General features: G+C 72.1%; 10 protein-coding genes. 8 read left to right on the top strand and 2 right to left on the bottom strand.

The features are described from left to right. The first annotated feature begins 1 nt into the window (after position 1). Genes tal through Sri02f_RS28260 form a run of 7 tightly spaced genes read left to right on the top strand, consistent with a single transcriptional unit; the run spans position 2 to position 8,283 of the window. Positions 2-1,171, top strand: coding sequence for a transaldolase (tal, locus tag Sri02f_RS28290; protein WP_109004155.1), 1,170 nt, complete (start codon positions 2-4; stop codon positions 1,169-1,171). Further along, positions 1,168-2,712: a glucose-6-phosphate dehydrogenase gene (gene zwf, locus Sri02f_RS28285; protein ID WP_109004154.1), complete on the top strand. Its 1,545-nt coding sequence runs from the start codon at positions 1,168-1,170 to the stop codon at positions 2,710-2,712. Before tal ends, zwf begins: the two co-directional genes overlap by 4 nt. Continuing rightward, the gene (opcA, locus tag Sri02f_RS28280) at positions 2,709-3,644 is read left to right on the top strand and encodes a glucose-6-phosphate dehydrogenase assembly protein OpcA (protein ID WP_109004153.1); all 936 of its coding nucleotides are present in this window, start codon (positions 2,709-2,711) and stop codon (positions 3,642-3,644) included. Before zwf ends, opcA begins: the two co-directional genes overlap by 4 nt. Then, the gene (gene pgi / locus Sri02f_RS28275; protein ID WP_109004152.1) at positions 3,637-5,286 is read left to right on the top strand and encodes a glucose-6-phosphate isomerase; all 1,650 of its coding nucleotides are present in this window, start codon (positions 3,637-3,639) and stop codon (positions 5,284-5,286) included. Before opcA ends, pgi begins: the two co-directional genes overlap by 8 nt. A gap of 18 nt (positions 5,287-5,304) precedes the next feature. After that, complete coding sequence (gene gnd / locus Sri02f_RS28270; RefSeq protein ID WP_109004151.1) at positions 5,305-6,186, top strand: phosphogluconate dehydrogenase (NAD(+)-dependent, decarboxylating); 882 nt, start codon at positions 5,305-5,307, stop codon at positions 6,184-6,186. A gap of 9 nt (positions 6,187-6,195) precedes the next feature. After that, positions 6,196-6,783: a histidine phosphatase family protein gene (locus Sri02f_RS28265; RefSeq protein ID WP_109004150.1), complete on the top strand. Its 588-nt coding sequence runs from the start codon at positions 6,196-6,198 to the stop codon at positions 6,781-6,783. A 42-nt stretch (positions 6,784-6,825) separates the two neighbouring features. Next, entirely contained in the window at positions 6,826-8,283 is a 1,458-nt protein-coding gene (locus Sri02f_RS28260; protein WP_109004149.1) for a membrane-associated oxidoreductase, read from the top strand. Here the strand turns inward: Sri02f_RS28260 and Sri02f_RS28255 are convergent. After that, positions 8,270-10,111 (bottom strand): bifunctional sugar phosphate isomerase/epimerase/4-hydroxyphenylpyruvate dioxygenase family protein, encoded by a 1,842-nt coding sequence (locus Sri02f_RS28255; RefSeq protein WP_109004360.1) that lies wholly within the window; start codon positions 10,109-10,111, stop codon positions 8,270-8,272. The two genes, Sri02f_RS28260 and Sri02f_RS28255, sit on opposite strands and share 14 nt — an antisense overlap. 106 nt (positions 10,112-10,217) lie before the next feature. Next, the gene (locus Sri02f_RS28250) at positions 10,218-11,132 is read right to left on the bottom strand and encodes a shikimate dehydrogenase (protein ID WP_109004148.1); all 915 of its coding nucleotides are present in this window, start codon (positions 11,130-11,132) and stop codon (positions 10,218-10,220) included. A gap of 149 nt (positions 11,133-11,281) precedes the next feature. On the opposite strand from Sri02f_RS28250, the gene Sri02f_RS28245 reads away from it, so the two are divergent. Further along, on the top strand, positions 11,282-11,953 hold the full coding sequence (locus Sri02f_RS28245; protein WP_109004147.1) for a TetR/AcrR family transcriptional regulator: 672 nt from the start codon (positions 11,282-11,284) through the stop codon (positions 11,951-11,953). Positions 11,954-12,114: the final 161 nt, after the last annotated feature.

The following is a 12,114-nucleotide window of genomic DNA, read 5'->3' as shown; positions in this document are numbered from 1 at the left end:
GATGATCGAAGTGACCGAAGCGACCGCGACCGCGGGAGCCCTCAAGCGCCTGTCCGACGAAGGCGTCTCCATCTGGCTGGACGACCTGTCACGCGAGCGGATCCGCTCCGGCGACCTCGCCCGGCTCGTCGAGACGCGCAACGTCGTCGGCGTGACCACCAACCCGTCCATCTTCCAGGCGGCCATCGGCTCCGGCGCGGGCTACGAGGAGCAGCTCGCCGACCTGGCCGTGCGGGGCGTCACGGTCGACGAGGCCGTGCGGATGCTGACGACCGCCGACGTGCGGGCCGCGGCCGACGTCCTGCGTCCCGTGTTCGCGGCCACGGACGGCCTCGACGGCCGGGTCTCCATCGAGGTGGACCCCCGGCTGGCCCACGACACGGCCGCCACCGTCGCCGAGGCCAAGCAGCTCGCCTGGCTGGTCGACCGCCCCAACGTCATGATCAAGATTCCGGCGACGAAGGCGGGTCTGCCGGCGATCACCGAGGTCGTCGGGCTCGGCATCAGTGTCAACGTCACGCTGATCTTCTCCCTGGAGCGCTACCGGGAGGTCATGGACGCCTATCTGGCCGGCCTGGAGAAGGCGCAGGCCAGGGGGCTGGACCTGACGCTGATCCGGTCCGTGGCGTCCTTCTTCGTCTCCCGCGTCGACGCGGAGACCGACAAGCGGCTGACGGCTCTCGGCACCGACGCGGCGCTCGCGCTGAAGGGCCGGGCGGCGCTCGCCAACGCCCGGCTGGCCTACCAGGCGTACGAGGAGGTCTTCGGCCCGGTCGGCGCCCCGGAGCGCGCCGGGGCCCGCTGGACGGCGCTGGCCGGGGCGGGGGCCAACCGGCAGCGTCCGCTGTGGGCGTCCACCGGTGTGAAGGATCCTGCCTACAAGGACACGCTGTACGTGGACGAGCTGGTCGCGCCGGGCACGGTCAACACCATGCCCGAGGCCACGCTGGAGGCCGCCGCCGACCACGGGGACGTCACCGGCGACACCGTCACCGGCGGTTACGCCGCGGCGCGTGCCGACCTGGCCGCGGTGGAGGCGCTCGGCGTCTCCTACGACGAGGTCGTCACCCGGTTGGAGGACGAGGGTGTCGCCAAGTTCGCGGCGGCGTGGCAGGACCTTCTGGACGCGGTCACGAAGTCGCTGACGAGCAAGGGAGTTGACGCGGAATGAGCACCAGCAGTCTCGGCGCGGCCTGGGAGAACCCCCTGCGGGACCCACGCGACCGGCGCCTGCCCCGCATCGCGGGCCCCTCGGGCCTCGTGATCTTCGGAGTGACGGGCGACCTGTCCCGCAAGAAGCTGATGCCGGCGATCTACGACCTGGCCAACCGCGGTCTGCTCCCGCCGGGCTTCTCGCTCGTCGGATTCGCCCGCCGTGACTGGGAGGACCAGGACTTCGCCCAGGTCGTCCATGACGCGGTCCGCGAGCACTCCCGGACCCCGTTCCGCGAGGAGGTCTGGCAGCAGCTCGCCGAGGGCATGCGGTTCGTCCCCGGCGACTTCGACGACGACACCGCGTTCAAGCAGCTCAAGACCGCCGTGGAGGAGCTGGACTCCTCCCGCGGCACGGGCGGCAACTTCGCCTTCTACCTGTCCGTGCCGCCGAAGTTCTTCCCCAAGGTGGTCGAGCAGCTCAAGAAGCACGGGCTGGCGAAGGCGCGCAAGGGTTCCTGGCGGCGGGCGGTCATCGAGAAGCCCTTCGGCCACGACCTGGCCAGCGCCCAGAAGCTGAACGCCGTCGTGCACGACGTGTTCGAACCGGACCAGGTCTTCCGCATCGACCACTACCTCGGCAAGGAGACCGTCCAGAACATCCTGGCGCTGCGCTTCGCCAACACCATGTTCGAACCGATCTGGAACCGGTCGTACGTCGACCACATCCAGATCACGATGGCCGAGGACATCGGCATCGGCGGGCGGGCCGGCTACTACGACGGCATCGGCTCGGCCCGTGACGTCATCCAGAACCACCTGCTGCAGCTGATGGCGCTCACCGCGATGGAGGAGCCCGCCTCCTTCGACGCGGCCTCGCTGCTCACCGAGAAGCTCAAGGTGCTCAAGGCGGTCAAGCTGCCGGAGGACCTGGGCCGGCACACCGTGCGGGCCCAGTACGCGGCCGCCTGGCAGGGCGGCGAGAAGGTGCGCGGCTACCTGGAGGAGGACGGCATCGACCCGGCCTCCACGACGGACACGTTCGCCGCCGTCAAGCTGGGCGTGGACAACCGCCGCTGGGCGGGCGTCCCGTTCTACCTGCGCACCGGCAAGCGGCTCGGCCGCCGGGTCACCGAGATCGCGGTGGTCTTCCAGCGGGCGCCGCACTCCCCCTTCGACTCCACCGCCACCGAGGAGCTCGGCGCCAACGCGATCGTCATCCGCGTCCAGCCGGACGAGGGCATCACGGTCCGCTTCGGCTCCAAGGTCCCCGGCACGTCGATGGAGATCCGGGACGTCACGATGGACTTCGCCTACGGCGAGTCCTTCACCGAGTCCAGCCCGGAGGCGTACGAGCGGCTCATCCTGGACGTGCTGCTCGGCGACGCCAACCTGTTCCCGCGCCACCAGGAAGTGGAAGAGTCCTGGAGGATCCTCGACCCGATCGAGGAGTACTGGGCACGGCACGGCAGGCCCGCGCAGTACCCCTCGGGCAGCTGGGGACCCGAGGAAGCCGACGAGATGCTCGCACGAGACGGACGGAGCTGGCGCAGGCCATGAAGATCGACCTGACCGACACCACTGCAAGCAAGATCAACAAGGCGCTGGTGAAGGGTCGCCGCGCGATCGGCACACCGGCCGTGGGCATGGTTCTGACGATGGTCATCGTCACGGACGAGGAGAACGCCTACGACTCGATCAAGGCGGCCGAGGAGGCCTCGCACGAGCACCCCTCGCGCACCCTGGTCGTCATCAAGCGGCATGCCCGCAGCCCGCGCGACCGCACCAACTCCCACCTCGACGCGGAGGTGCGGGTGGGCGCCGACGCGGGCACCGGCGAGACGGTCGTCCTGCGGACGTACGGCGAGGTGTCCGACCACGCCGACTCCGTCGTCCTGCCGCTGCTGCTGCCGGACGCGCCCGTCGTCGTGTGGTGGCCGGTGGACGCGCCGGCCAACCCCGCCAAGGACCCGCTGGGCGCGCTCGCGCAGCGCAGGATCACCGACCTGTACGCGGTCGAGAACCCGCTGGCGACCCTGGACGCCCGGATCCGCACCTACGCCCCCGGCGACACCGACCTCGCCTGGACCCGGCTGACCCCGTGGCGCTCGATGCTGGCGGCGGCGCTGGACCAGGCCCGGGTGCCGATCGTCTCGGGCGCGGTGGAGGCCGAGGCCGACAACCCCGCCGCCGAGCTGCTGGCCCGCTGGCTGGAGGCGCGGCTGAAGGTCACGATCGACCGCGTCGTCACCGACGGGCCGGTCGTCACGGCCGTGCGCCTGGGCACCGCGGACGGCGACATCGTCATCGACCGCCCCGAGGGACCGCTGGCCACGCTCTCCCTGCCGGGCCAGCCCCCGCGCACCCTCGCGCTGAAGGTCCGCACCACCTCCGAACTCATCGCCGAGGAGCTCAGGCGCCTCGACGCGGACGAGATGTACGCCGTCGCCCTGCGGGGCGAGGCCACCAAGGAGACCCCCTCTCATGTCTGACACCCCCAAGCTCACCGCCCGGCCCGAGTGGACGGCCCTGGAGGAGCACCGCGCCGCGCCGCCTCTCCAGCGCCCCCAGCTGCGTGAGCTGTTCGCCGCGGACCCCTCCCGCGCCGAGCGGTACGTCGTGCGGGTCGGCGACCTGCGCATCGACTACTCCAAGCACCTGATCACCGACGAGACCCTCGCCCTGCTGCGCGAACTCGCCTCCGCCACGGACGTGTTCGGGCTGCGCGACGCCATGTTCCGCGGCGAGAAGATCAACGTCACCGAGGACCGGGCCGTGCTGCACACCGCCCTGCGCGCGCCGCGCGACGCGGTGATCGAGGTCGACGGCGAGAACGTCGTGCCCGAGGTGCACGCGGTGCTGGACCGGATGAGCGACTTCGCGGACCGGGTCCGCTCCGGCGAATGGACCGGCCACACCGGCAGGCGCATCCGCAACGTCGTCAACATCGGCATCGGCGGCTCCGACCTCGGCCCCGCGATGGCGTACGAGGCCCTGCGCACCTTCGCGGCGCGGGAGTTGACGCTGCGCTTCGTGTCGAACGTGGACGGCGCCGATCTGCACGAGGCCCTGCGTGACCTGGACCCCGCCGAGACGCTGTTCATCGTCGCGTCCAAGACCTTCACCACGGTCGAGACCATCACCAACGCGACCTCCGCGCGCTCCTGGCTGCTGGCCGGGCTCGGCGGCGAGGCGAAGGCGGTCGCCCGGCACTTCGTGGCGCTGTCCACGAACGCCGGCAAGGTGGAGGAGTTCGGCATCGACCCGGACAACATGTTCGGGTTCTGGGACTGGGTCGGCGGCCGCTACTCCTTCGACTCGGCCATCGGCCTCTCCCTGATGATCGCCATCGGCCCGGACCGCTTCCGGGAGCTGCTCGACGGCTTCCGTGTCGTCGACGAGCACTTCCGCACCGCCCCGGCCGAGGACAACGCCCCGCTGATCCTGGGCCTGCTGGGCATCTGGTACAGCAACTTCTTCGGCGCCGAGACGCATGCGGTGCTGCCGTACAGCCACTATCTGTCGAAGTTCACCGCTTACCTGCAGCAGCTGGACATGGAGTCCAACGGCAAGTCGGTGGACCGCGCCGGCGACCGTGTCCAGTGGTCGACCGGACCGGTGGTGTGGGGCACGCCCGGCACCAACGGGCAGCACGCCTACTACCAGTTGATCCACCAGGGCACCCGGCTGATCCCTGCCGACCTGATCGGGTTCGCGCGCCCGGCGGCCGAGCTGAGCGGTGAACTGGCTTCCCAGCACGACCTGTTGATGGCCAATCTCTTCGCGCAGGGCCAGGCGCTGGCCTTCGGCAAGACCGCCGAGGAGGTGCGCGCGGAAGGCGTGCCCGAGGAGCAGGTGCCGCACCGTACCTTCCTGGGCAACCGCCCCACCACCACGATCCTGGCCCGCGAACTGACCCCCTCGGTCCTCGGCCAGCTCATCGCCCTCTACGAGCACAAGGTGTTCGTGCAGGGCGCGGTGTGGAACATCGACTCCTTCGACCAGTGGGGCGTGGAGCTCGGCAAGGTCCTCGCCAAGCGCGTCGAGCCGGCGCTCGCCGAGGGCGCCGAGGTGCCCGGCCTCGATCCCTCCACCGCCGCACTCGTCGCCGCCTACCGTGAACTCAGGAAGTAGTGAACTGACATGACATCGATGCAGCTGGGTCTGATCGGTCTCGGCAAGATGGGCGGCAACATGCGCGAGCGCATCCGCCGCGCCGGCCACACCGTCGTCGGCTACGACCGCAACCCCGAACTCTCCGACGTCAAGGACCTCGCCGAACTGGTCGAGCAGCTCCAGGCGCCCCGCACCGTCTGGGTGATGGTCCCCGCCGGCGCGGCGACGCAGTCCGTCGTCGACGAGCTCGGCGGTCTGCTGGAGGCCGGCGACACGGTGGTGGACGGCGGCAACTCCCGCTGGACGGACGACGAGAAGCACGCCGCGGAACTGGGCGCCAAGGGAATCGGCTTCGTCGACGCCGGCGTCTCCGGCGGCGTGTGGGGCCTCAAGAACGGCTACGCGCTGATGGTCGGCGGCGAGAAGGAGCACGTCGACCGGCTGCAGCCGATCTTCGACGCGCTCAAGCCGGAGGGCCCCTACGGCTACGTCCACGCCGGCAAGGTCGGCGCCGGGCACTTCTCCAAGATGGTCCACAACGGCATCGAGTACGCCATGATGCAGGCGTACGCCGAGGGCTGGGAGCTGCTGGAGAAGATCGACTCCGTGGACAACGTCCGCGAGGTCTTCCGGTCCTGGCAGGAGGGCACCGTCATCCGGTCCTGGCTGCTGGACCTCGCGGTCAACGCCCTCGACGAGGACACCCACCTGGACAAGCTGCGCGGCTACGCCGAGGACTCCGGCGAGGGACGGTGGACGGTGGAGGCGGCCATCGACAACGCCGTGCCGCTGCCGGCCATCACCGCGTCCCTCTTCGCGCGGTTCGCCTCCCGCCAGGACGACTCGCCGCAGATGAAGATGATCGCGGCGCTGCGCAACCAGTTCGGCGGCCACGCCGTCGAATCGGCGAAGAAGTAGGCGCCGGCCGTGGGGGATCTTCTGCTGGTCCGCCACGGGGAGACGGAGTGGAGCAGGTCGGGACAGCACACCAGCTTCACCGACCTGCCCCTCACCGCTCACGGCGAGGAACAGGCCAAGTCCCTCGCCGCGCTCCTCTCGGGCCGGACCTTCGCACTCGCCCTGACCAGCCCGCTGCACCGGGCGATACGCACCGCCGAACTCGCCGGCGTCGCCGGGATCTCCGTCGAACCCGACCTGCACGAGTGGGACTACGGCGGCTACGAGGGCGTCACCACCGTCGACATCCACCGCACCCGTCCCGACTGGGACCTGTGGACACACGGTGTGCCGCCGGGCCCGCAGGGCCGTCCCGGCGAGTCGCCCGAACAGATCGGCCGGCGCGCCGACCGGGTGCTGGCCCGGGTGGCCCCGGCGCTCGACGAGGGCGACGTCGTCCTCGTCGCCCACTCGCACTTCCTCCGGGTGCTGACGGCCCGTCGGCTCGGACTGCCCCCCGCCGAGGGCCGGTTGTTCCAACTGGCCACCGGCACGGTCAGCCGGCTGTCGACGGAGCACGAGCGGCCCGTGATCGCCGAATGGAACGTACGGGCCTAGCCTGTTGACACCGCTCGGAGAGGCCCGCCAGAGTCGCGGCTGATGGAGATCGACGATCTGACACCGGCCGAACGACGAGTCTGGCGGGCCTTCGCCACGGGAACGTCCGTGGACTTCCGCGACGGCTCCGAAGGCACGCCGGGCCCCGACCGCGGGCCCGAACCGGCCGTGCGGGCCGCCGTGTTGCGTGCGCTGCTCCTCAACGGACCGCGCGAACCGGGCGAGGTGGCGGCCCTCAAGGTCATGGGGGCCCGGATCACCGGGCAGTTGGATCTGCGGTACGCGGTCGTCGGCAGCGTCGTCCGCCTCAACCACTGCCGCTTCGACGCCGTGCCGCGACTGGCCGGCGCCCACCTGAACTACCTGAACCTGCGCGACTGCGCCCTGCCCGGCCTCGCGGCGGCGCGCAGCCGGATCGACGGCAGCCTGCGGCTGACGCGCTGCCGGATCGACGGCCCGGTGCAGCTCGGCGGCGCCCAGATCTCCGGAGCCCTGTTCGTGGACCGGGCCGAGATCACCGCTGACGACCCCGCACAGCCGGTGCTCGCGCTCCACCAGCTCTCCGTCGACGACGACGTGTGCGCGCGAGGTCTGCGCACCCGCGGACCGATCCGGCTCGACGGCGCCTGCGTGGCCGGCTCGATCGATCTGGACGACGCCGAACTGAGCAACCCCGGCGGCTTCGTCCTGCAGGCGGAGGCCCTCGACGTCGGCGCCAATCTGCTGGCCCGGCGGATGCGCGCCGAGGGCCGCATCGACCTGCGCGGCTCACGCGTCCCCGGCCGGGTGGATCTGCTGCACACCTCCCTGTCCAACCCGGGTGGCACCGCCCTGCGGTTGAGCAGCTGCGTCGTGGGCGAGCTCTGGCTGCGCGAGGGCCCGCCGATCGAGGGCCGGCTCAATCTGCGGCGCGCCGAGGTGGGCCAGCTCCACCTGGCGCCCGAGAAGCTGCCCGACCAGGTGCGGCTGCTGGATCTCACCTACACCTTCCTCACCCCGCACGAGCCCGCCGAGCGCCGGCTGCCGATGCTGGAGCGCGACGACGGCGCGTTCGACCCGCACGCCTACGAACAGCTCACCGCCGCCTATCGCACCACCGGCGACGACCGGGCCGCCCGGCTGGTGCAGCTCGCCAAACAGCGCCGTCACCGCGGGACGCTCCCCTGGTACGGGCGGCTGTGGGGCCACCTTCAGGACGCGGCCGTGGGCTACGGGTTCCGCCCGCTGCGCGCGGCCGGCTGGCTGCTGTCCCTGCTGGCCGCCGGGTCGATCGCCTACGCAGGGCACCACCCGCCGCCGTTGAAGGCGGGCGAGGCCCCCCACTTCAGCCCCGTCTTCTACACCCTCGACCTGCTGCTGCCGGTGATCTCCTTCGGGCAGGAGAGCGCGTTCGCGCCGACCGGCTGGTACCAGACCCTGTCGTACGTCCTCATCGTCACCGGCTGGATCCTGGCCTCCACGGTCGTCGCCGGCGTCACCAGGACGGTCAGCCGCCAGTAGGACGGCGGACGGCGTGCTGGGCCGCCAGCCGCACCGGGGCGTTCGCCGCGCCGTAGCCCTGGTAACCGCCGTCGCGCTGGACCAGTTCGAAGAAGACGCGGCCGACGGTGCGCGTGTAGCAGTGCCGGAAGACGCCGTGGGCGTCCCGGTCGTACAGGATGCCCAGCTCGCGGTAGGTCTCCAGCTCGCCGTCGGCGAACTCGAAGCGGGCGGCGAGGTCGTCGTAGTAGTTCGCGGGGATGGGCAGCGGGCGGCCGCCGGCCGCGACGAGACGGCGGACCGCGGCGACCACGTCGTCGGTGGCCAGCGCTATGTGCCGGGCGTGCGCGGTGTCGTCGCCGGGGGCTGCTCCGACGGTGAGCGGGAACCGGACGCTGCCGTCGGCGTTGGCGACGGCGCGGCTGCGCAGCAGCCCGTAGGGGTCGGCCACGTCGACGCTCTCCTGGGCGTCGAGGCCGAGGACGCCTCGATGGAAGAGGACGGCCTCGTCGAACTGGTGCCAGGGCTGGGTCAGGGCCACGTGGTCGATGCGGAAGTCGCCGGCCGCGGCGGGCGCGTGCGGCGCGTCCTCGAAGTCGGCCCGCCAGTCGGGCAGCCCGGGGCGCCGCGTCGCGCACAGGAAGAGTTCCGTGCCGTCGGGGGCGGCGACGGCGTCCAGCGGGGCGTCCCCTTCGGCGCGGCGGCGCGGCAGGACCGGGGCGAGCAGCGCCTCCGCGCGTCGGGCGGCAGCGGCCGGGTCCGGTGACTCCAGGCCGATCGCGGCGAGAGCCGTGCCGTCGGCGGGGCTCCCGCCGCGCGAGTGGAGCCGGGAGTGCGGGAGGGCGGCCGCACCGGTGTTGACCAGGATCCGGGCCCGGCCCTGCTCCCACAGGTCGACCGGTTTGCCCCGATGGCGGGCGGTGCGGGCGAAGCCCAGGGCGCCGAGCAGGGCGGCGACGGGGTCGGCGTCCTGGGTGACCAGCTCGGCGAAGGCCACCGCGGAGGGGGTCACGGGCGGGGGCAGGACCTCGACGCCGACCTCCTCCTGGAGGAGCAGCAGGGAGCGACGGGCGTCCACGGCGGTCGGGCCGGCCTCGGCCTGCCGGAAGACGTCGTTGAAGACCTCCAGGGAGAGCGGGCCGTCGTACCCGGTGCGCAGCACGCGTCCGACCAGGCCGGCGACGTCGAACCCGCCCTGCCCGGGGAAGCAACGGTGGTGGCGGCTCCACTGCAGCACGTCCATGCCGAGCAGCGGGGCGTCGGCCAGCTGGAGGAAGAAGATCTTCTCGCCGGGGATGTCCCCGATGCCGTCGAGGTCCTTCGGACCGGAGGTCCGGGACAGGATGTGGAAGCTGTCCAGGCAGGTGCCGAGCGCGGGGTGAGCCGCCGTCTCGACGATGCGCCAGGCATGGTCGTAGGTGCTGACATGCCGTCCCCAGGCGAGCGCCTCGTAGGCGACGCGGACGCCGAAGTCCTGCGCCAGGTCGGCCAGCCGGCTCAGCTGCGCGGCGGCGAGCTCGTCGTCGTCGCGGGCGAGGGGGGAGACGCTGGAGCAGACGAGGACGGTGTCGGCGCCGAGTCCCTCCATCAGCGCGAACTTGTGCCGGGCGCGGCGCAGGGTCCGGGCGAACTCCTCCGCGGGCACGGCCTCGACGTCGCGCATCGGCTGGTACAGGTCGACGGTGAGGCCGAGGTCGGCGCAGCGCGCGCGGATCTCCGCCGGTTCGAGAGGGCTCGCGAGCAGGTCGTTCTCGAAGATCTCGACGCCGTCGAAACCGGCCCGGGCGGCGGCCGTGAGCTTCTCGGTGAGGGTTCCGCTGAGCGAGACGGTGGCTATGGACGTACGCACGGTCATGCTCCTTCGGGGGCTGTGCCGCGTCCCGTGCGGGGCGCGGGGCGTGGCATCGTGCGGGCGCGCCGCCCGCACGCGGCCGGCCGTGTACGGCCCGCGACGGTCATACGGCGTGGCCCGCCGAGCGCTCCGCGCCACGGGCCGTCTCCGCGCCACGGGCCAGCTCCGCGAAGTCGGCCAGCATGGCGGCGCTGTCGGGCTCACGGCCGGTGAACAGACGGAAGGCGTCCACGGCCTGGAAGACGGCCATGCCGCCGCCGTCCAGAGTGGCACAGCCCACCGCGCGGGCGGTGCGCACCAGTTCGGTCTCCAGGGGACGGTAGACCACCTCGGCGACCCACAGGCCGGGGCGCAGCAGTCCGGCGGGGAAGGGCAGGCCGGGGTGGGCGGCCATACCCGTGGGGGTGGCGTGGACCACGCCGTCGGCCGACGCGAGCAGGGCGGCCAGTCGGTCCGGGGCGGCGGCCGCGGCCCGGCCGGGTCCGAAGTGGCGGTTGAGGGAGCCGGCGAGCTCCGCGGCGCGCTCGGGCAGCGCGTCCACGACCGTGACCCGCCCGGCGCCCAGGGTGAGCATGGCGTGCGCGACGGCCGCCCCGGCGCCGCCCGCGCCCAGCTGCACCACCTGCTCCGACGGGACGTCCGGCAGGCCGCGGGCGAAGGACGCGGCGAATCCGGTCACGTCCGTGTTGTGGCCGACGGCCCGGCCGTCCTCGAAGACGACGGTGTTGACCGCGCCGAGCGCCTCGGCCTGCGGAGACAGCGCGTCGAGGTGCTCGACGACCAGCTGCTTGCAGGGGTGCGTGATGTTGAGTCCGTCGAAGCCGAGGTCACGAGCGGCGCGCACCAGATCGCCCACGGACTGCGGACCGACGCCGAGCACGTCGATGTCGATGAGGCGGTACAGGCAGCGCAGCCCCTGGCGGTCGGCCTCCCGCTCGTGCAGGGCCGGGCTGAGCGACGGGCCGATGCCGGAACCGATCAGCGCGACGAGATACGAGTCCTGCGAGACGACGGCCACGAGGGACCTCCTGATCGACCGACTAATGTACGAACTGGTGAGTTAGTCATAACACCGGGGAGCGGCTCAGGGGAAGCCCTCTCACCCCGGGGGCCCCGGGCGGGCTTCTAGAATCTCGGCACAGCACCCGCGCCGCCCGAAGGAACCCGATGACCAGCGTCGACGAACCGGCACGACCCCACGGCAACGGGCGCACCCGCGACGCGGCCCGGACCAGGGCCGAGATCCTCGACGTGGCGACCCAGGAGTTCGCCCGGGCCGGTTACGCCGGGGCCAGGGTGGACGACATCGCCGCCCGCACCAGCACCACGAAGCGGATGATCTACTACTACTTCGGCGGCAAGGACCAGCTGTTCACCGCCGTGCTGGAGCGGGCCTACGGCGTGATCCGCGACGCGGAGCAGCAGCTCGACGTCGAGCACCTCGACCCGGTCGCGGCCATCCGCCGGCTGGCGGAGCTGACCTTCGACCACCACGAGCAGCACCCGGACTTCATCCGCCTGGTGAGCATCGAGAACATCCACGAGGCCGAGCACATCGCCGCCTCGGAGAAGCTCGGGCGGATCGGGTCCCCCGCGCTCGACGTGATCCGCCGCATCCTGGCGTCCGGGCAGGAGTCCGGCCTGTTCACGGCCGAGGTGGACGCCGTCGACCTGCACGCGATGATCAGCTCGTTCTGCTTCTTCCGGGTGGCCAACCGGCACACCTTCGGCGCCCTGTTCGGCCGCGACCTGGTCGATCCCGCCCAACGCGAGCGCTACCGCGCCATGCTCGGCGACATGGTCATCGCCTATCTGACGGCGGAGCGCGCGACGGACTGACCCTCCGGGCCGGGCCGGTCCGGTCCGCGGACCGGCCCCTCGCCCGGCGCCCGCCGGCGGATCGACTGTCCGGCGGTCCGGCCGCGGGCGGTTCCCGGATGCGCCCGTGGGAATCCGCAGGACCTATTGACAGCGGAGAAACATCAGCGCAACATCCCTAG

Origin of the sequence: Streptomyces rishiriensis, from assembly GCF_003112535.1 — a bacterium.
In the GTDB taxonomy this organism is placed as follows: Bacteria; Actinomycetota; Actinomycetes; order Streptomycetales; family Streptomycetaceae; genus Streptomyces; species Streptomyces rishiriensis.
Note: the sequence above shows the minus strand (reverse complement) of the source record. Positions and strands in the feature narration are given on the sequence as shown.

Bases quoted from the DNA above. Each gene is read 5' to 3' on its own strand.
- pgi (WP_109004152.1), top strand. From the start codon at position 3,637: ATGTCTGACACCCCCAAGCTCACCGCCCGGCCCGAGTGGACGGCCCTG.
- Sri02f_RS28260 (WP_109004149.1), top strand. From the start codon at position 6,826: ATGGAGATCGACGATCTGACACCGGCCGAACGACGAGTCTGGCGGGCC.
- zwf (WP_109004154.1), top strand. From the start codon at position 1,168: ATGAGCACCAGCAGTCTCGGCGCGGCCTGGGAGAACCCCCTGCGGGAC.
- tal (WP_109004155.1), top strand. From the start codon at position 2: ATGATCGAAGTGACCGAAGCGACCGCGACCGCGGGAGCCCTCAAGCGC.
- opcA (WP_109004153.1), top strand. From the start codon at position 2,709: ATGAAGATCGACCTGACCGACACCACTGCAAGCAAGATCAACAAGGCG.
- gnd (WP_109004151.1), top strand. From the start codon at position 5,305: ATGCAGCTGGGTCTGATCGGTCTCGGCAAGATGGGCGGCAACATGCGC.
- Sri02f_RS28245 (WP_109004147.1), top strand. From the start codon at position 11,282: ATGACCAGCGTCGACGAACCGGCACGACCCCACGGCAACGGGCGCACC.